Origin of the sequence: Kribbella antibiotica, from assembly GCF_004349055.1 — a bacterium.
GTDB lineage: Bacteria > Actinomycetota > Actinomycetes > Propionibacteriales > Kribbellaceae > Kribbella > Kribbella antibiotica.
Window position 1 is genome coordinate 70756 of sequence record NZ_SMKX01000019.1, and the last position, 18835, is coordinate 89590.

At 66.9% G+C, this 18835-nt stretch carries 23 protein-coding genes; 17 read left to right on the top strand and 6 right to left on the bottom strand.

What is annotated here, in order from left to right:
* The first annotated feature begins 26 nt into the window (after positions 1 to 26).
* The 7 genes from E1263_RS09280 (at position 27) to E1263_RS09310 (ending at position 5816) form a co-directional block, all read left to right on the top strand.
* Positions 27 to 1025: a DUF2157 domain-containing protein gene (locus tag E1263_RS09280; RefSeq protein ID WP_132166787.1), complete on the top strand. Its 999-nt coding sequence runs from the start codon at positions 27 to 29 to the stop codon at positions 1023 to 1025.
* 51 nt (positions 1026 to 1076) lie between these two features.
* A complete protein-coding gene (gene malQ / locus E1263_RS09285) occupies positions 1077 to 3194 on the top strand; it encodes a 4-alpha-glucanotransferase (protein WP_132166788.1) in 2118 nt (705 codons plus the stop codon).
* A 129-nt stretch (positions 3195 to 3323) separates the two neighbouring features.
* Positions 3324 to 3920, top strand: coding sequence for a lytic polysaccharide monooxygenase auxiliary activity family 9 protein (locus tag E1263_RS09290; RefSeq protein WP_202868799.1), 597 nt, complete (start codon positions 3324 to 3326; stop codon positions 3918 to 3920).
* An 80-nt stretch (positions 3921 to 4000) separates the two neighbouring features.
* A complete protein-coding gene (locus E1263_RS09295; RefSeq protein ID WP_132166789.1) occupies positions 4001 to 4498 on the top strand; it encodes a hypothetical protein in 498 nt (165 codons plus the stop codon).
* 76 nt (positions 4499 to 4574) lie between these two features.
* On the top strand, positions 4575 to 4856 hold the full coding sequence (ctaJ, locus tag E1263_RS09300; protein WP_132166790.1) for an aa3-type cytochrome oxidase subunit CtaJ: 282 nt from the start codon (positions 4575 to 4577) through the stop codon (positions 4854 to 4856).
* Positions 4843 to 5241 carry a DUF5130 family protein gene (locus tag E1263_RS09305; RefSeq protein WP_132166791.1) on the top strand — a complete coding sequence of 133 codons (399 nt, stop codon included), beginning with the start codon at positions 4843 to 4845 and terminating at the stop codon, positions 5239 to 5241. The genes ctaJ and E1263_RS09305 overlap by 14 nt, the downstream gene beginning before the upstream one ends.
* Positions 5241 to 5816 carry a GNAT family N-acetyltransferase gene (locus E1263_RS09310; protein WP_132166792.1) on the top strand — a complete coding sequence of 192 codons (576 nt, stop codon included), beginning with the start codon at positions 5241 to 5243 and terminating at the stop codon, positions 5814 to 5816. The genes E1263_RS09305 and E1263_RS09310 overlap by 1 nt, the downstream gene beginning before the upstream one ends.
* Here the strand turns inward: E1263_RS09310 and E1263_RS09315 are convergent.
* From E1263_RS09315 to pepN, 3 genes are all read right to left on the bottom strand, one after another.
* The gene (locus tag E1263_RS09315) at positions 5798 to 6403 is read right to left on the bottom strand and encodes a hypothetical protein (protein WP_132166793.1); all 606 of its coding nucleotides are present in this window, start codon (positions 6401 to 6403) and stop codon (positions 5798 to 5800) included. The genes E1263_RS09310 and E1263_RS09315 overlap by 19 nt on opposite strands.
* 188 nt (positions 6404 to 6591) lie before the next feature.
* Entirely contained in the window at positions 6592 to 7122 is a 531-nt protein-coding gene (locus E1263_RS09320; RefSeq protein ID WP_132166794.1) for a hypothetical protein, read from the bottom strand.
* Positions 7123 to 7170: 48 nt separating this feature from the next.
* On the bottom strand, positions 7171 to 9741 hold the full coding sequence (gene pepN / locus E1263_RS09325; protein ID WP_132166795.1) for an aminopeptidase N: 2571 nt from the start codon (positions 9739 to 9741) through the stop codon (positions 7171 to 7173).
* A 121-nt stretch (positions 9742 to 9862) separates the two neighbouring features.
* Here pepN and E1263_RS09330 point away from each other — a divergent pair, with 121 nt between their 5' ends.
* From E1263_RS09330 to E1263_RS09340, 3 genes are all read left to right on the top strand, one after another.
* Positions 9863 to 10459 carry a mycothiol-dependent nitroreductase Rv2466c family protein gene (locus E1263_RS09330; protein ID WP_272949654.1) on the top strand — a complete coding sequence of 199 codons (597 nt, stop codon included), beginning with the start codon at positions 9863 to 9865 and terminating at the stop codon, positions 10457 to 10459.
* A gap of 111 nt (positions 10460 to 10570) precedes the next feature.
* A complete protein-coding gene (locus E1263_RS09335; protein ID WP_132166797.1) occupies positions 10571 to 11605 on the top strand; it encodes a D-alanyl-D-alanine carboxypeptidase family protein in 1035 nt (344 codons plus the stop codon).
* A 10-nt stretch (positions 11606 to 11615) separates the two neighbouring features.
* Positions 11616 to 12083: a ribose-5-phosphate isomerase gene (locus tag E1263_RS09340; RefSeq protein ID WP_132166798.1), complete on the top strand. Its 468-nt coding sequence runs from the start codon at positions 11616 to 11618 to the stop codon at positions 12081 to 12083.
* Here the strand turns inward: E1263_RS09340 and E1263_RS09345 are convergent.
* Entirely contained in the window at positions 12047 to 12232 is a 186-nt protein-coding gene (locus E1263_RS09345; protein WP_132166799.1) for a hypothetical protein, read from the bottom strand. The genes E1263_RS09340 and E1263_RS09345 overlap by 37 nt on opposite strands.
* Positions 12233 to 12242: 10 nt before the next feature.
* Here E1263_RS09345 and E1263_RS09350 point away from each other — a divergent pair, with 10 nt between their 5' ends.
* From E1263_RS09350 to E1263_RS09375, 6 genes are all read left to right on the top strand, one after another.
* Positions 12243 to 13067 (top strand): Fpg/Nei family DNA glycosylase, encoded by an 825-nt coding sequence (locus E1263_RS09350; protein WP_132166800.1) that lies wholly within the window; start codon positions 12243 to 12245, stop codon positions 13065 to 13067.
* Positions 13068 to 13130: 63 nt separating this feature from the next.
* Complete coding sequence (locus E1263_RS09355; RefSeq protein WP_132166801.1) at positions 13131 to 14225, top strand: PP2C family protein-serine/threonine phosphatase; 1095 nt, start codon at positions 13131 to 13133, stop codon at positions 14223 to 14225.
* Positions 14226 to 14266: 41 nt separating this feature from the next.
* Entirely contained in the window at positions 14267 to 14698 is a 432-nt protein-coding gene (locus tag E1263_RS09360) for a hypothetical protein (protein WP_132166814.1), read from the top strand.
* 50 nt (positions 14699 to 14748) lie between these two features.
* Positions 14749 to 15186, top strand: coding sequence for a nitroreductase family deazaflavin-dependent oxidoreductase (locus E1263_RS09365; protein WP_132166802.1), 438 nt, complete (start codon positions 14749 to 14751; stop codon positions 15184 to 15186).
* A gap of 160 nt (positions 15187 to 15346) precedes the next feature.
* On the top strand, positions 15347 to 16075 hold the full coding sequence (locus tag E1263_RS09370; RefSeq protein ID WP_132166803.1) for a CDP-alcohol phosphatidyltransferase family protein: 729 nt from the start codon (positions 15347 to 15349) through the stop codon (positions 16073 to 16075).
* Between the two features lies 1 nt (position 16076).
* A complete protein-coding gene (locus E1263_RS09375) occupies positions 16077 to 16916 on the top strand; it encodes a hypothetical protein (RefSeq protein WP_132166804.1) in 840 nt (279 codons plus the stop codon).
* Here the strand turns inward: E1263_RS09375 and E1263_RS09380 are convergent, their stop codons facing one another.
* The gene (locus E1263_RS09380) at positions 16917 to 17384 is read right to left on the bottom strand and encodes a hypothetical protein (RefSeq protein WP_132166805.1); all 468 of its coding nucleotides are present in this window, start codon (positions 17382 to 17384) and stop codon (positions 16917 to 16919) included. It lies immediately after the preceding gene.
* 169 nt (positions 17385 to 17553) lie between these two features.
* Between E1263_RS09380 and E1263_RS09385 the strand changes: the two genes are divergently transcribed.
* Positions 17554 to 18126, top strand: a complete 573-nt coding sequence (locus E1263_RS09385; protein ID WP_132166806.1) for a dihydrofolate reductase family protein — start codon at positions 17554 to 17556, stop codon at positions 18124 to 18126.
* Between the two features lie 18 nt (positions 18127 to 18144).
* Here E1263_RS09385 and E1263_RS09390 read toward each other — a convergent pair.
* Positions 18145 to 18835 (bottom strand): AAA family ATPase (locus tag E1263_RS09390; RefSeq protein WP_165956554.1); only part of this gene is annotated, 691 nt, incomplete at its 5' end.

The following is an 18835-nucleotide window of genomic DNA, read 5'->3' on the forward strand; positions in this document are numbered from 1 at the left end:
ACCTTTCACAAGGGAGAGACGATCGCATGCCCAGCCGCTTGGATGACGAGCTGCTCAGGCTCGTGAGCGCGGGCGTGCTGCGCCAGTATCAGGCGGAATCGCTCCGGGATGCGGCTGATGCCGAGGTGGACGCTGCGCGGACTGCTGCCGCGCGCCAGCAGTCCGAGCTTCCGGCGGCCCCGCCGCCAAAACCGCGGACGCCACCGGCCGCGCCGCACTCGAACGCACTGGTCGAGGTCCTCGGGTACGTCGGTGGTGTGCTCCTGCTCGGCGCCGTGGCGTTGCTCACGCTCGCCAACTGGGGCGAGATGGGCCGCGCGGCCCGGATCAGCACCGGGAGCGTCGCTGCGGTCGTCCTGCTCGGCGCAGCGGTGCTTTTGAAGCTCGTCCGCCGCCGCGACCAGCTCGCCTCGGCGCTGGCCTCCCTCGGCTGCTGTGTGACCGGTTTCGCGACGTACGTCGCCATCGAGGGGGAGACTGGCCGTGTCGTCGGGGTCGCCGTTGCGCTCACGCTCGCCTGCCTCGGACTGTGGTGGCTGGCCGGATCATCGTTGCTGGTGGCAACGTTCAGCATCCTGGCGGTCGGTGTCCTGGTGATCACCGCCGACGTGCTGACCCCGGAGGACGGGTCGGCCTCGAACTCCGCGGGGATCGCCGGGACCGGGTTCATTCTGGTCGCGTTCGTGCTGGCCATGCTCGGGCTGGTCCGGGACCAGGCGACCGCGTGGTCACTGGCCGGCGCTGCGATGTTCAGCTCCTCGATCTGCTGGCTGATCCAGGACCGCGGCGAGATCATGGCGCTGGCCGTCGGAACGGCCGGTCCGGCTGCGCTGCTGGTTGCCTATGGGCGGCGGCGAACATCGGTGTACGCGGTGGTCGGATGCTCGATCCTGCTGGTCATCTGGCCGACTGCGCTCTACCAGCTCACCGACAACGTCGCAGGGGTCGCAATAGGCCTCGTAGTGGCCAGCGTGGCGCTCCTGTTCGCCGTACTGCTCCTAAGCCGCAGACGCGCAGCGGACTGACACGGCGCTGCGGTTACACACGAGCGGCCCTGATGCGGCAGACTCGCTGAGGTGACTGCTCCCACCCCAGCCCTTGTTGAGCTAGCGGTTGCCCATGGTGTGGCGACGGAGTACTGGAACTGGCAAGGCGAGCACGTGATCGTCGCCAGCGAGGTTGTCTCCACTGTGCTCGCAGCACTCGGTGTGGATGCGTCCACGCCGGAGAAGGCTGCCGCAGCTCTCGATGACCATCAGCAGGCGCGCTGGCGGCGGACGCTGCCGGCCACTGTGGTGATGCGTGCCGGCTGGACGCCATGGTTCGCCGTGCACCTGCCGCATGGTTCGACCGCCGAGGTGTGGGTCGACCTGGAGGATGGCGGCCAACGCCGGGACATCCCGCAACAGGAGCACTGGGTCGAGCCCGAGTGGATCGACGGCGTGCAGATCGGCGAGGCGACGTACCAGCTGCCTGGGGATCTGCCGCTCGGCTACCACCGGCTGTGTGCGCGGATCGGTAGCAGTCCGGAGATCTCGTGCGGCACGCTGATCGTCACGCCGAGCAAGCTGGAGCCGGAGAAGCTGAACCGCACCTGGGGCTGGGTGCTGCAGCTGTACTCCGTTCGCTCGCGCCGCTCGTGGGGGATCGGAGACCTGCACGACCTCGCCGATCTGGCCGCCTGGTCGGCCAACGACCTGGGTGCCGGGTTCGTGCTGATCAACCCGCTGCATGCCGCCGAGCTGGCTGGGCGGATGGAGCCTTCGCCGTACCTGCCGGCGTCGCGGCGCTTCGGTAACCCGATCTACCTGCGCATCGAAGACATCGACGAGTACGGCGATCTCGCACCGGCTGAACGTGATCGGGTCCGGACGCTCAGCCTGCAGGCGCGCGCTCTGAGTGAGGATGCGAACGCTCTGGACCGTGACACGGTGTGGGCGGCCAAGCGCGAGGCACTGCAGTTGCTGTTCGGTGTGCGGCCTTCGATAGGGCGCATCGCCGAGTACGGCGCGTACTGCGACCGTGAGGGCCAGGGGCTCGTCGACTTCGCCACCTGGGCAGCGATCTCCGACGTCCACGGGCCGGAGTGGAGCAAGTGGCCTGAGGAACTGCGGACCCCGACCAGCCCGGCGGTCACTGCGTTCCGCAACGAGAACCCGGACGCGGTGGAGTTCCACTGCTGGCTGCAGTGGCAGGTGGACGACCAGCTCGCCCGGACGCAGGCCAGAGCCAAAACGGCCGGTATGTCACTGGGCATCGTCCATGACCTGGCAGTCGGCGTACACCCCGATGGTGCGGACGCCTGGGCGCTGCAGCATGTGCTGGCGCAGGGCATCCATGTCGGAGCGCCGCCGGACGCTTTCAACCAGCAGGGACAGGACTGGTCGCAGCCGCCCTGGCGGCCGGACGCACTGGCTGAGACCGGGTACGCCGCTTGGCGCGATCTGGTCCGCGCAGTCATGCGCCACGGTGGTGGGCTGCGGATCGACCACATCCTCGGCATGTTCCGGCTGTGGTGGGTCACGTCGCCGGAGCGCCCGACCGAGGGCACCTATGTCCGCTATGACCACGAGGCGCTGATCGGCATCCTCGTGCTGGAGGCCACCCGCGCCGGAGTGACGGTGGTGGGGGAGGACCTCGGCACTGTCGAGCCGTGGGTGCGCGACTACCTCAGCGAGCGCGGCGTGCTCGGTACGTCGGTCCTGTGGTTCGAGCGGGGAGTAGACGGCAAGCCGCTCGCGCCAGAGCTCTGGCGCGAGCTGTGCCTGGCCACTGTCACCACGCACGACCTGCCGCCGACTGCGGGCTACCTGGCCGGCGACCACGTCGAGCTGCGCAACCGGCTCGGTCTGCTGACCCGTCCGGTCGCCGAAGAGCTTGCTGTCGACGAGGCGGACCGGGACGCGTGGCTGACCGCGCTGCGCGAGCGCCACCTGCTCCGCTACACCGACGGCGACGTAGAGCGCATCGTCGAGGCGCTCCACCAGTACGTCGCTCACACTCCATCGAAACTGGTCGGAGTCGCCCTCGCGGATGCGGTGGGTGAGCGTCGTACCCAGAATCAGCCCGGGACGACGGACGAGTACCCCAACTGGCGGGTCCCGCTCGGCGGCCCCGACGGCGAACCAGTTCTCGTTGAGGATTTACCCAACAATCTCCGCCTGCGCCGCCTGATCGGGGCACTGACAATCTAGCTTTTCTGTCTTTCCGTGTTTCTGTGGTCACGAGTTGTTGACAATAGATTTGAAGAGTTGTTTTCTATTGGTCACCACGAAGGCGCCTTCCTTCACTGTCACCGCCCCCACAGTTGAAGGAGTTATCTCATGCTGCGATCACGCAAAGTCAGCATGGCCGGTGTTGCTGTTGGTGCCCTGGCACTGACGTTCAGCACATCGGTCCCCACGGCCAGCGCACACGGCTGGACCAACGCACCGATCAGCCGAGCCAAGTACTGCCAGGCCGGCACTGCGCAGAACTGCGGCAACATCCAGTGGGAGCCGCAGAGCGTCGAGGGGCCGAAGGGCTTCCCGAACGGTGGTCCCGCGGACGGCAAGCTCTGCTCGGCCGGCATCGGGGCATTCGCCCCGCTCGACGACCAGCGTGGCGGTGGCTGGCCGACCAACAACCTGCGGTCAGGACAGAGCTACACCTTCAAGTGGCACTTCACTGCGATGCACTCGACGACCGACTTCAGGTACTACATCACCAAGAACGGCTGGAACTCGAACGCTCCACTGACCCGCGGAGCGCTCGAATTGAACCCGTTCCTGACCGTTCCCTTCAGCGGCCGCCCGCCGGCCGACATCTCGCACTCCGGCACCCTGCCGGGCGGTAAGAGCGGTCGGCACATGATCCTGTCGGTCTGGACCATCGCCGACACGGGGAACGCCTTTTACCAGTGTTCGGATGTTAACTTCTGATCCACTGGCAGGTTTGGTAAATAACTTTCCTGGGCATTGCACTCCTTGAAATAACCGCCCCTATTTCAAGGAGTGTCCCCATGAATTTTCGTCGCGCCCTGGTTCCGGTGGTCGCCGTACTGGCCGGATTGCTGCCGGCTGTGGTGGTGGTCGAACAGGCCTCCGCAGTCACCAAGATGACGCATTCCCAAGCGACCGCCATCTTCAGTGCGGCCGGCATTACCTGGTCGTCCAGCGGTAACTGCTCGGACTGGAACAACTCGACCTGTACGTCGTTCACCAACATCAACGACACGACCGTGTACGGCGTCCGCACGCTCAAGCAGTCCAGTGGGTGTGCTGTGAACATCACCGGTGGCACCGAGACCGGTCACGCGAGCGGAACCTACAGTCACCGCAACGGCTACAAGGTCGACATCTCCAAGTACACCTGCGTCGGCAACTACATCCGCAACACCTTCACCTACATCGGCGTCCGGGGTGACGGCGCTCCGCAGTGGGAGTCCGGTGCCGGCAATGTCTATGCCGACGAGGGCAATCACTGGGACATCACGTACCACAACTGCGGCGGCTGCTGACGGCTTGCCGGTGTTCGTGCTCGCCCCAGGTGAGGCCCTGGGGCGAGCGCGGCCGGTGGAGTACTAGGCTGCGGGTGTGATTCCTGAGCTGACCGGCCACACGCTGTTGGTGTTCGTCGGCATACCTGCACTGGTCATCGCGGCGATCGCGCTGCTGGTGTTCGCGTCCTCGATCGCGAGCGGGCCGCGGTACCGGCCTGGTCTGTCCTGGTGGGCACCGCCGGTCTGGATCAACGGACCGGCCGCCACCAAGCCCGACCCTGCCAGCCTGCCCGAGCTGCCCGCCGCACCGGGAACCCTCGCGACCGCCGGATCCGGCGTCGCCCGCACGACCGGAGGCGCAAGTGCCAGTTGGTGACGCGTTCACGCCCGACCAGCTCTACGACATCGAGAGGGCGGTCCGGCACGCCGAGGAGGCGTCCGGCCTGCGCTTCTCCGTGTACGTCGGTGGTGCGGACTCCGAGACCCGTCCGTTCGCCCAAGAGCTCCTGAACGAGCTTGAGGACCCGGACCACACCGTGCTGGTGTACGTCGACCCGGCCGGCCGTCGGCTGGAGATCGTCACCGGCGCCGAGGCGAAGCGGCAGCTGTCCGACACCGCAGCCGGTCTGGCCGCGCTGACGATGCAGACGTCGTTCGCCACTGGTGACCTCACCGGCGGGCTGGTGACCGGTGTGCAGCAGTTGGGTACCAACGCACACCAGGCGCCTCTGCTGCACGCCAACGAGCCCCACAAGCAGTAGTGGTCAAGGGGCTGCAGCCGCATCGCATCGAGCTGGACGACGCCGTACTGCGTCCGTTCGTAGCCTCGGATGAGGAGGCGGTGGCTGAAGCGCTGCAGGATCCAGCTGTACTGCGCTGGACCGCGGGGACTGCGGTGATCCGCACCCCCGCGAGTCAGCGGGCCTGGCGTTGGCTGGAGCCGCGTCTGGACTCCTGGTCGCGCGGCAATGCCGTGTTCGCTGTTGCGGACCGCTCAAGCGACCGTGTGCTCGGCAGTGTCACGCTGCGGGATGTGCATCGCGTCCCTGACCAGGCGGTCGCCGCCTACTGGATCAGCCCGGCCGCTCGCGGCCGTGGACTCGCTGCCAGGGCTCTCGATGCTGCTGTGAGCTGGGCCTTCGCTCCGGCCGGTCTGGGGCTGCACCGCATCTCCCTCGACCATGCTCTGGTCAACGAAGGCTCCTGCCGAGTCGCCGTCCGGGCTGGGTTTCAGCTGGAGGGGATCATGCGGGACTACTACGTCGAGGTGAGCGGCGAGCGGCATAACTCACACCTGCATGCGCGCTTGGCGACCGATCAGCCTGCTGGTTCGTAGGTAGGGCAGGCCAGGTTGCTGTAGGCGCGCTGGGTCTTGGGTGCCGAACACAGATCGAGCATCTGAGCCGACGACGGCCCGGGACCGAGGTAGACGACCCAGGTGTCCAGAACTGGCTCGCCGCTGCTGTTGGCGAAGCCGGGGTACTGGCCGTTGACCAGCATGGCCTTGGCCGGGACACCTGCTGCGGCGATCTTTGCGGCGGCCTTCTGCGCGGTCTGACTGGCGTCCAGACCGGTGTCGGACGTGTACTTGTCGAGCACTGCGATCCACTGTCCCCGCTTGAAGACCGGGGAGGTCGGGCCGGTGTCGATGGGCGCCGATGTGGTCGGCTTGGCGACAGTGTGGTTGGCCGGCGGCTTCCGGTCGGCCTTGGAGGCAACTGTCGGATGAGCACTCGGCGTCGGCGTAGTCGCAGCCTTCTCCGGTACGGCGGCCGCCCGGACGCTGTCGGCGGTGGACGGCTTGGAACCGCCCTGAGTCAGGATGAAGGCGGACACCCCTGCGATCGCAGCGGTGGCCACGATGGCGGCCCCGACTGCGGTGCGCGAACGCTCCGGCTTCTTCTTGCGGCGATGTGATGTCACGGTAAAAGGACCCCTCCCCAGGTCTCTAGTCCGTGAGCCTAAACCGATTCCGGGGGGAAATGAGTGTTCTTCAGGTGGTGAGAATCTCCTTCTGGACAAGGGAATTGCGGTCCGTGCACATCCGTTCACCCTGTGCTGACGAGCAATCGTTTGATGGCTACAGGTCGCGTTCGTCAGGTGCCGCTGGGTCAGATGCCGCTGGGTATGGCCTGTGCGTCTGGTTGGGGCCGAGTGTCGAGCGCATCGTCCAGCCAGGCGTCCACATCGACACCACCGCTCAGGATGTGAGTCACGTACGCCGATCGCTCGTGGCTGAGCACTTCGAGCTCCCACACGCAGGGTGCGACCCCGCTCGGCATCGGGCGCAGGTCGTCCACGTCGATCCCGCTGAACATGCTCAACCGGGACTGGAAGTCCTTCGTCCAGCTGTGCACCACCAGATGGATGCTGTCCTCACCCAGGTGCAGTACGACGACTGCCAGGCCGACAGAGCCCATCGCATCGTCGAAGTCCAGCTGCCGACCGGCCGCCGTACGGGCGAGGGCGACCATCTGGTCGTCCCACCGGCGGCCGCGGGCCGTGACGATGTACGGCTTCACCAGTCGGTGGGTGTCGTGCCAGGGGAGCAGGGGAATGACAGGGCGCGGGCGGTACGCCTCAGCGAGTCCAGTCAGCGCTACAGCTGCTGCACCGGCCAGGGCGGGGTCAGAAACAGGCATCTGCTCTGTTCTACCCCGCCCGGGCACCGGCTGTCATTCAATAGGCGGTCAGCTCGCGTCAGCGACCTGTGCTGCGATAGCGCGGCTCAGGTCGGCCTGAGCCTCTGAGACGTAGCGCTTGGTCGGAGCGTCGATGGATGCGGACTCAGCGGCCAGCCAGTCGGTCAAGGCATCCAGAGTCGGCTGCTCCGCCAGGATGCGCGGCGACAGGTTGACCAGCACGTTCTCGCCCATCGACGAACCCAGGCGGGTGTAGACGTCCTTGGCCGCGGCCAGGTACTTGCCGACGTACGGACGCAGGAGCTCCTCCTGGCCGGGCTGCTGGAAGCCGAGGATGGTCCGGAACTGTGTCTCGTTCGGGGTGTCCCCGGACTCGACCGCGATCTGCCAGGCCTCTTCCTTGGCCTCGGCCGTCGGTCGCGCAGCGCGGGCCTGCGCAGCCCGCTCGCCACCGGTGATGGTGGTGTCGCGGGTCAGCTCGTCCTCGATCTCGTCGGCACCGATCCGGCCCAGCCGGGACAGTGCGACGATCAGCGTCCAGCGCAGGTCGGTGTCGACGGCCAGATCGGCGGGCAGCTCGCGCCCGTCGAGCCAGGCAGCCAGCCGATCCGCACCGGCGGTGGAGTAGACCGAGCCGGCGTAAGCGCGCGCGAAGGCGAGCTGGTGGTCGCTTCCGGCCTCGGCGTTGTCGACCAGCTCTGCCAGGGTCGCCTCGAACTGGACGCGCAGGGCCTCCCGGTTCGCGGGAGCCGAGTACAGGTTGATGGCGCTGGTGGCCTGCGTCAGCAGCGAGCGGACACCGGTCAGGTCGCTCTCGGCGCGGATCCCGCGCAGCACCATGCCGACGTACTGGCTGGCCGGCATCTCGGCGTCCCGGGTCATGTCCCAGGCCGCACCCCAGGCCAGCGCCCGCGGCAGCGACTCGGCCAGCTGGTCGATCGACTCGACCAGCGTCGCGCGGGAGCGCTCGTCCAGCCGGATCTTGGCGTAGGTGAGGTCGTCGTCGTTCAGCAGCACGAAGTCCGGCTGTGTGGCGCCGACGAGCTCGGCCAGCTCGGTGCGGGCACCGTCGATGTCCACCTCGAACCGCTCGGTGCGCACCAGGCCCGCATCGGTCAGCTGGTACAGACCGACGGCCAGCCGGTGCGGACGCAGTACCGGGAACTGCTCGGCCGCGGTCTGCTCGATCGCGAACGAGGTGAACTTGCCATCGGCGTCAACAGCGAAGTCAGCGCGCAGCGTGTTTACGCCGGCGGTCCGCAGCCAGCGCTCGGTCCAGTCGTCGAGGTCGCGGCCAGAGGCCTTCTCGAGCGGCTTGAGCAGGTCGGCCAGCTCGGTGTTGCCGAACGCGTGATCGGCGAAGTACTCCTTCAGTGCACTGATGAAGGTGTCTTCACCGACGAACGCCACCAGTTGCCGCAGCGTGGATGCGCCCTTGGCGTAGGTGATGCCGTCGAAGTTCACCTCGACCGCGTGGAAGTCGACCATGTCGGCCGCGATCGGGTGCGTCGAGGGCAGCTGGTCCTGCCGGTAGGCCCAGTTCTTGCGGGCGTTGCAGAACGTCGTCCAGGCACCGGCGTACTTGGTCGTTGCGGTGGCCTGCGCCCAGTGCGAAGCCCACTCGGCGAAGGACTCGTTCAGCCACAGGTCGTCCCACCAGGTCATCGTGACCAGGTCGCCGAACCACATGTGCGCCAGCTCGTGCAGCACGGTGTTCGCGCGGCCCTCGAGCTCTGCGTGCGTGGTGCGGCTGCGGTAGATGTACTCGTCCCGGATCGTCACACAGCCGGCGTTCTCCATCGCGCCCATGTTGTACTCCGGCACGAAGGCCTGGTCGTACTTGTGGAACGGGTACGGAACCCCGAAGGCCTTCTCGAACAGCTCGAAACCTTGCTTGGTCACCTCGAACAGGTCGTCGGCGTCCAGTGCGTCCTTGAGCGACGGACGGCACAGCAGCGACAGCGGGTAGGTCCCGTTCGGGCCCTCGTAGGAGTCGGTGACCACGTGGTACGGACCGGCGACGACAGCGGTGATGTACGTCGACATCCGCTCGGTCGGCGGGAACTCCCAGCGGGCCAGCTCTTCGCCGCTAGGACCGGCGTACGTGGTCGGCTCGGGGGTGGGGGAGTTCGAGATGACGACCCAGCGGGCCGGGGCGGAGACGGTGAAAGTGAAAGGGGCCTTGAGGTTGGGCTGCTCGAAGGTGGCGAAGACCCGGCGGGCGTCCGGCACCTCGAACTGCGTGTAGAGGTAGGTCTCCTTGTCGGCCGGGTCGACCGAGCGGTGCAGCCCTTCGCCGGTTCGCGAGTACAGACAGTCCGCGACCACGCGCAGCTCGTTGTCGGCGGCAAGACCGTCGAGCTGGATGCGGGCGCCGTCGTACACCGTGTCCGGGTCGAGCGACCGGCCGTTCAGCGTGATCTCGTGGACGGTGTCCGCGATCAGATCGGCGAACGTGCTCGCGCCGTCGGTGGCCGCGAAGGTGATCGTGGTCACGGACGGAAACGTCGGCGCTCCACTCGGGGCGGTGGTCAGGTCGAGCTCGATCGCGTAGCTGACGTTGTCGACCACGCCCGCACGGGTCCGCGCCTCGTCGCGCGTCAGGTTGGTTCCAGGCATATCGGCATCCTATGCAGCTGACGGTTGCGTTGGCTGAGGGTTTCCCCGCGACATCGATCGATGGATACCAAGCCGGTATCTGGCCCCGGGGTGATTCTTTGAAGTTTGTATGATCGAGAACATGACTGCCTCCGCCGATTTTTGGTTCGACCCGGCCTGCCCCTGGGCCTGGATGACGTCCCGCTGGATGCTCGAGGTCGAGCAGGTCCGCGACGTGAAGACGACCTGGCACGTGATGAGCCTGGCTGTCCTGAACGAAGAACGTGACGAACACGACGCCAATTGGCTGCGCAAACTCGGCCGGGTCCGGGTGCTGATCGCCGCTGAGCAGGCGCACGGCAACGAGGTCCTGCTGCCGCTCTACACCGCGCTCGGCCGCCGGATCCACAACGAGGGCCGTGGCGGCGCCGACGAATCGGTCCTGCCCGAGGCGCTGGCCGAGGTCGGCCTGCCGGCGGCGCTGCTCGAAGCCGCCACCGACGACCGGTACGACGAGGCGTTGCGCAAGTCGCATTTCGCCGGCATGGACCTGGTCGGGATGGAGGTCGGTACGCCGGTCATCTCGGTCGAGGGAACCGCGTTCTTCGGTCCGGTGGTCACGCCTGCGCCGAAGGGCGAGGCCGCCGGCAAACTGTGGGACGGAGTCCGGCTCGTCGCCGGTACCGACGGCTTTTTCGAGATCAAGCGAAGCCGCGACCGCGACCCCGTGTTCGACTGATCCATTGGGGCCGAAAATGCTTCGGTCCAGAGTTCAAGGCTTGAACTGAGCCCCCGTGCCGGTGAAGGTTGCTCACCAACGGGAATTCTTCAAGTGGTGAGTAGGTATCACATGACGTTACGTGACGAGCGCACTGAGCTCGATGTCGTCCCCGCCGGTGTGACCGCCGGCATCGCCGTGTTCGACCGCCAGACCGGGCGGTTCGTCCAGGAGTCCAACGCCGATCACCGGTTCCGCTCCGCCTCGGTGGTGAAACTGCTGATCGTCCTCGACCTGCTCTGGGACCGCGGCCCGACGTACATCGTCGGGCCGGAGGACCGGGCCAGGCTCGAGGTGATGCTGCGCAGCAGCGACGACGACGCCGCGAGTTACTACTGGGACCACAACGGTGGCGCGGCGATCGTCGAGCGGATGGTGCGACGGCTCGGACTCACCCACACCGAAGGTCCGCCGGCCACCCATCCGGGGTTCTGGGGCTACGTTTCGATCACCGCCGCCGACACGGTCCGGATCTATCGATACATCCTCGACCACGCCCCGTCACCGGTCCGGCACTACATCATGAACCAGCTGCACGAGCCGACCCGGTACGGCACCGACGGCTTCGACCAGTACTTCGGCATCGCGTCGGTATTCGATCCTGATTTCAGCATCAAACAGGGCTGGTCCGGATTCTTCGGGTCGAGCGGCTACGGAAGCGACCGTTCGAAGCCGGTCGAAACCCTCGATCTGACCAGCGACGCACTGCACACCACGGGCACCGTCGGGAAGGACGACCGGTGCATCGTGTCCGTCTACACGCTGCATCCGCGCGGGACGCAGTACGGGAAGGCGTACACGGACGTGACCCGGCTGACCCGGGCTCTGATCGTTCCGGGCGGCGTGCGGACCAGTGGGAGCTGGCTGGCCACCACTGGCGTGGGAGTACGCGTCCGGACGGCGCCGAACACCTCCTGCGGGATCCTGGGCATGCTGCCGCCCGGAGTCGAGGTTCTGGTCAGTGGGCAGACCCTGGGCGAGCACATCGACGTGCCGCCGCGCTCTAGCGACTGGTGGGCGTATCTGCCGAAGTACGGCGGCTATGTGACCACCGTGTACGTCGGGTCGGGTGCACCCAAGCTGCCTGGCGTTCCGGTGTATCAGTAGATTGCAGCCCATGCGAGTGCACATCGGCTCTGACCATGCCGGCTTCGAGCTTAAGAATCACGTGGTGCAGCACCTCACTGCTGCCGGCCACGACGTCGTCGACCACGGCCCGGCCGTGTATGACGCAGTGGACGACTACCCGCCGTACTGCCTGCGGGCTGGTGTCGGGGTCGTGGAGGACCCGGGCAGCCTGGGCGTCGTGATCGGTGGCTCCGGCAACGGAGAGCAGATCGCGGCGAACAAGGTGAAGGGTGTTCGGGCCGTGCTGGCCTGGAGCACCGACACCGCCAAGCTCGGCCGCGAGCACAACAACGCCAACGTTGTGAGCGTCGGGGCGCGGATGCACTCGACCGAGGAGGCGACCAGCTTCGTGGAGACGTTCCTGGCCACCGACTACTCCGACGAGGCGCGGCACACCCGTCGCATCGACATGCTCAGCGACTACGAGTCGACCGGCGAGCTACCGCCGCTCTCCTGAGCCTCTTCCTCCGGCGGGACGACTCCGCGGCGTTTGAACGGCTCACGCGGCCGGGAGACGTCGCGGGCCCGCATCGACCGGCCGGTGCCCACCACGGCCGGTGTGGCCGGTCCGGACCGGCCCTTCGGCGTACCACCTGTAATCCCCATAAGAGGAATCATGCCTGAAGGTCACACGCTGCACCGGCTGGCCAACGACGTCTGGGATGCGTTCGGCGGCAGGCCGGTCCGCACGACCAGTCCCCAGGGCCGGTTCGCCGACGGCGCCGCACTGCTCGACGGCCATGTGCTGCGGGCAACAGAGGCCCACGGCAAGCACTTTCTCGCCGACTTCGAGGGAGCGGGCTGGCTGCACATCCACCTCGGACTGATCGGCAAGGTCAACTTCGGTACGGCGCCTGTGCCACTACCAGTCGGCCAAGTCCGCCTCCGGCTTCAGAACGCCACGTCGTACGCCGACCTGCGCGGTGCGACCGTGTGCGAGGTGCTGACCGACGGCGAACGCGAGGTGCTGATCGGACGGCTCGGACCGGACCCGCTGCGCGACGACGCGGACCCGGAGCTCGCCTGGAAGCGGATTCATCGCAGCAAGCTGCCGATCGGACGGCTGCTGATGGAACAGGACGTGTTGAGCGGCGTCGGCAACGTCTATCGCGCCGAGGTGCTCTTCCGGGCCAAGCTGCACCCGATGACACCGGGCCACCTGGTCAAGAAGCGTGAGTGGCAAGGCATGTGGGACGACCTCGTCGAGCTGATGAAGACCGGCGTCGAGACCGGCCGCATCGACACTGTTGCCGACGATCACACACCCGAAGCCATGGGCCGCGACCCACGCCAGGACGACCACGGCGGCGAGGTCTATGTCTACCGTCGCCAGGGCCAGCGGTGCTACGTCTGCCAGTCGGTCGTCCGGACCGAGATCCTGGCCGGGCGCAACCTTTTCTGGTGCCCCAAGTGTCAGCGCACGGGGCTCACCAGAAAGTAAGTCTGAACAGTTATCAAGTTTTTTGATGCGCGGACCATGGGGTGCCGTTATCTTCTTCACACCATGATCAAGAGCAGCGGTCGAGCTGTCATACGACGCGTCGGCCGCCTGGTCGTCGCGGTGCTGCGCCGTGCCCGCCGGTTACACCCCCTGGCCTTCTTCGCGCTGCTCTCCTTGGCCTTGCTGTTCGCCGCGTTCAGTGCGGCCTGGCCGACCTATGTGCCTGCTGCTTCGCTCGTCATCCCGATCCTGCTCGGCGGGCTGGTCCTGGGCTTCCGGCAACTGGTCGTCCTCACCCTGCTGACGTTGATGATCGCGTCGTTCGTGCTCGTGTCGCGCGAGCAGCCGACGCCGACGACCGGATTCGTGCTGGTGCTCGGAGTGATCGGCTGGGTCGTCATCGCCGGCGCGAAGGTGCGCAATCAGCTCGGGGTGCCGGGGACCCGTGGTGAGTCGATGCTGATGGAGTTGCGGGACACGCTGACCGCGCAGGGCGAGCTGCCGCCGTTGCCAAGTGGGTGGCGGGCAGAGGTGGCGATCCAGTCGGCCGGCAAGTCGAAGTTCTCCGGTGATTTCGTGGTGTCGACCGAACGCGACAACCTGCTCGAGGTCGCGCTGGTCGATGTCTCGGGCAAGGGTGTCGATGCGGGCACCCGGGCGCTGTTGCTGTCTGGTGCCTTCGGCGGCTTGCTGGGCGTCGTACCGGTTGAGGATTTCTTGCCTGCGGCCAACCGGTATCTGCGCAGGCAGGACTGGGCCGACGACTTCGCAACCGTCGTCCATGTCGCAGTGAACCTGTGTTCCGGGGAGTTCTGCGTCCGGACGGCGGGTCACCCACCGGCGATCCAGTTCGACGCGTGGTCGGGGCGGTGGCAGACGCGGGATGCGGACGGGCCGCTGCTCGGGTTGGTGGAGGCGCCTGAGTTCGCGCCGAATCACGGCGTACTGAAGCCTGGCGACGCGCTGTTCCTCTACAGCGACGGGATGGTCGAGACGCCGCGGCGTGACATCGGGCGCGGTACCGACCGGCTCACCGGACATGCGGAACGCCTGGTGGCACAGGGCTTCCGGGGCGCCGCGGCCGACCTGGTCGCGACGGCCGGGGGACCGGGCGACGACTCGGCGATCGTGATCGTGCACCGGTTGGAGCATTCTTAGCCGGATTCTCGGCCCCTGATGGCGTAGCCTGCGTCGTCGTGATGGATGCTGCTGATCGGAGTGCCCCGGACGTCTCGTTCGAGGACCTGGTCGCGATGATGCCGGCCGAGCTGCGTGAGGTCTTTCCGCCGACCACGTGGCAGCTCGAGAAGCTGTGGGCGCTCGCTCTGAAGGTCGAGCCGATCGAGGTCGCGGACCTGGTCTGGATGTTCGAGCTGCCGTTGTGGCGGCTCGACGGCGAACGCTTCAAGGTCACGCCGAACCAGGTCGCCGAGACGCCGATGAACTTCCGCCCGCACTACCAGCGGGTGATGGACGCCGACCTGGACTTCCCGATCAACCTGGTCGCCTACCGCGGCCGTCTGGTCGTACTCGACGGCGTGCACCGGTTGCTGAAGGCGCACTTCCTGCGGCGGCGCTGGATCGAGGGCACGATCGCCACCGCGACCCAGTTACAGTCCTGTGCGCCTTGATGGCGCGCTGTGATTGTGGATGTTGATGCGTCACCATTAACATGGATGCCATGACCACCAATGACGAATATGTACCGAGCGCGTCCGAATGGGTTCGCGACCAGGTTGAGAAGGTCACCGAGGCCGGGAGCACCGACGCCGTCGACATCATGGGCCTGAAGGTCGTCCTGCTGACGATGCGTGGCGCCAAGTCCGGCAAGATCCGCAAGGTCCCGCTGATGCGGGTCGAGCGGGACGGTGTGTACGTCGCGGTCGCGTCCCAGGGTGGCGCCCCGAAGAACCCCGTCTGGTACTACAACCTGAAGGCCGACCCGAACATCACCCTGCAGGACGGCGAGGTGACCAAGGACTACGTCGCCCGCGAGATCGACGGCGCGGAGTACGACGAGTGGTGGCCGCTCGCGGTCGCCGCCTACCCGCCGTACGAGGAGTACAAGGCCAAGACCACGCGGAAGATGCCGTTCTTCGTGCTGGAGCCGGTCGCGTAGTTTCGCTGGGTTGCGCACACCGGCTTCGGCGTGTGCGCACAGCCGGTGACAAGGTCAGGACCTGCACTGTGAGACGCTGGCGGCGGCCGGGTCGTGTCGACCCGGTCCGGCGCCCTGCGCCGACCAAGTTCTGGGAGTAGTCCTGACCACACACGACGCGGTGCGGGAGCCGTTCGTCGGGTCGACGCGGTTGCGTCTGGCCGGATTCGCGCTGCACGCCTATACCGCGAGCGGAACCGTTTTCGCGCTGCTGATCGTCATCGCGGCCATCGACGGCGACGCCGTCCGGGCCCTCTGGCTGGGGCTGGCCGCCCTCGTCATCGACGGCACCGACGGCATGCTCGCGCGCCGGCTACGGGTCAAGGAGACGATCCCGTGGTTCGACGGCGCGATGCTCGACAACATCGTCGACTACCTGACGTACGCGTTCGCCCCGATCGTGCTGCTCTGGACCGGCCACTACCTCCCCGGCGGCGGCTGGGGCGCCGTACTGGCTGCACTGCCGCTGCTCGCATCGAGCTACCAGTTCTGCCGCACTGACGCGAAGACCGACGACCACTTCTTCCTCGGCTTCCCGTCGTACTGGAACGTGGTCGCCTTCTACGTGGTGGTCCTCGGCCTCAGCCCGACCACCACCGGCATCATCCTGGTGATCTGCTCGATCCTGGTCTTCGTCCCGGTCAAGTACGTGTATCCGTCGCGGACCAAGAAGTTCCGCTCGATGAACCTGCTGACCACCGCGATCTGGCTGGCCTCGTACGCCGTCCTGCTGTCGCAGATGCCGAACCCGAGCCCGATCGTGGTCGCGATCTCGCTGGCCTACCTGGTGTATTACGCGGTCCTCAGTCTGTACATGACGTTCTGGCTACCGCGCCGCAAGGCCGCCTGACTTGAACCTCGGCCTCGGTCTCGGCGCCGCCCTCGGTGCCGCCGTTCTGTTCGGCATCGCCTCGATCCTGCAGGCCGTCGGCTCGCGGAAGGTGCCGACCCAGTCCGAGCTCGACCCGCGGCGCTTGGGCGCCTTCGTCGTCGCACTGCTTCGCCAGCCCGCGTTCCTCGGTGCGCTGGCGTTGCAGCTCGCCGGCTTCGGTCTGCACTTCGTCGCCCTCCGGCTGCTGCCGCTCTACCTGGCCCAGGCCGGTATCGCCGTCAGCCTCGTCGTCACCGCGCTGCTCGCCACCCGGCTGATGTCGGATCACCTGAGTCTCGTTGAATGGTCCGCGGTGATCGGCGTCGTCGTCGGTCTCGGCCTGCTAGCCGTGTCCTCGGGCGAGGCCGGGCCGAACGTTCAGCACCACGGTTTGACGATCGGCGTCGTTGTCGGGCTGGTCTTCATTGCTGTGCTCGGGGCGCTGGCCAGTCGCTCACAGCACGGCATCTCCACCGCCCTGCTCGGCATGCTCTCGGGTCTCGGGTATGCGGGCGTCGCGATCTCGGCGCGCCTGCTCCAGGACGGTTCTGTCGGCGAGTTGCTGCGCAGTCCGACGGCATACACGCTCCCGGTGAGCGGTGCTCTCGCCTTCATCCTCTACTCGCTAGCCCTGCAACGAGGCTCGGTCACCCTCGCCACCACCCCGATGATCGCCCTGCAGACCATCACCCCAGCCGTCGTCGGCGTCGCCGTACTGTCTGACGCCGTCCGGGCTGGTTGGTGGCCCTTAGCCCTGCTCGGCTTCCTGCTGTCAGCCGCCGGCTCTGTGGTTCTGGTCCGCTTCGAATCCGTGAAGTAGCTACTTCGGGAACGCCATCCATTCTTTGGTCTGCGAGCAGGTGGTGAACCCGACCGTGGATGCGGCCTCGGCCGTGGTTTTGGCCACGCTGTCCGGGATGGTGACCTGCATCGCGATGGCCATGTCCGACCCGAACTTCGCGGTCTTGATGGCTTCGGCGAGCTTGCGCTCCTCCTCGGCCCACGACGCCAAGGAGTCCAGCCACTTGTTCAGCGCGGCCTGATCGGTCTCCCCGGCAGGCAACTTCCGGACCTCGGCCGCAAGCTCCTCGGCCAGCCGCGCTCGCTCCGACATCTTGGCGAGATCGTTCATCCCGACGCCCTCGCCGAACGCCAAATCACCGGCGAATCGCGCGTTGAGCGCCGTACAAGACTTGTCTCCGGCCTCGAGCAGCTTGTCTCGCTCGGACGCGCATCCAGCCAGCGCCACGCAGCCCACGATCACCAGCAACCCCATCGCCGCTCTCATCGCACCAGCCTCGCAACTGTCCGTGCATCAACAGCCCACCTGTCCCCAAACTGCCAGCGGTCCGGCTGATGTGACGGGGGTCACGGTAGGGGTTGCGGGAGTGGTGTCGTCTTCGGGAGAGGCTGGTCGACGCAGTGATGTCAGCACCACTTCTTGAAGGAGTAGCAAGATGCGCACCCTGATTACCACCGCTTTTGTTTCCCTGGACGGCGTCGTCGAGGCCCCGGGTGGGGAGCCGGGCTACCGGAACTCCGGTTGGACTTTCAAGGACGTTGCGATGGACGAGGCGGCGTACGAGCTGAAGGGGCAGGAGCAGGACGAGGCGGCCGCGATGATGATGGGCCGGGTCAGCTACCAGGCGTTCGCGCCGGTGTGGCCGGGGATCGCGGACTTCCCTCGCTACAACGCGATGCCGAAGTACGTCGTCTCCGGATCTTTGCAGGAGGCCGACCTGGTCGACAACTGGGGTGAGATCACCATCCTGCGCACCCTGGACGACGTCGCGGCGCTCAAGGAGACCGACGGCGGGCCGATCGCCCTGCACGGCAGCGCAACCCTGAACCGCAACCTCGCCGACGCGGGTCTGATCGACCGCTACAGCCTGCTCGTCTTCCCGGTCCTGCTCGGCGCCGGCAAGCGCCTGTTCAGCTCGAGCGACAAGGACAAGCAGAACCTCAAGCTCGTCGACCAGGCGTCCTACTCGAACGGCATCCAAAAGCTCGTGTACGACGTCATTCGCTGAACCCCTGGTGTGTGGCCGTCACCTTGTCGGCCACTTCCACGGCGGCTCGTCGAGCGGCCCCTGCCCGGCGATCGTCGTGGCACCCTGCTCCTTGATCAGCTCGATGGTGTGCACGTCCTCGGCCAGCGCTTCCATCGACGCCACGAATGGCCGCGAGTGCGTCACGACAATCACCTGCGTCTCCTTCGCTGCCGTGACGACCAGATTCGCCAGCGCAGGCAAGAGATCCGGGTGCAGACTCGTCTCAGGCTCGTTCAGCACCAGAAGCTCCGGCGGACGCGGCGTCAGCAAGGCAGCCACCCACAGCAGATATCTGAGTGTCCCGTCCGACAGTTCCGCGCCGGTCAGCGGCCGCAGCAACCCGTGCTGCCGGAAGGCAAGCTCGAAGCGCCCTTCGTTGTTGCGGATCTCCACGCTGCTGCCGGGAAACGCCTGATCCACTGCCTCCTTGACCGCGCCCGCAGGCCCCATCTCCAGGATCGTCTGCAATGCCGCTGCCAGGTCGGCCCCCTCCGGCCCCAGCACCGGCGTCCGCGTGCCGACCTGCGCCTGCCGGGCGGGCGCGTCGGTGTCTGTACGCAGGTGGTCGTAGAACCGCCACGACCGCATCCGCTCCCGCACCTGCAACAGCTCCGGCGCCCGCTGCGGATCCGCGAACTGACTCAACATGCTGTCGAACGTCTGCAGCTCCGGCCCACCCTGCTCCCAC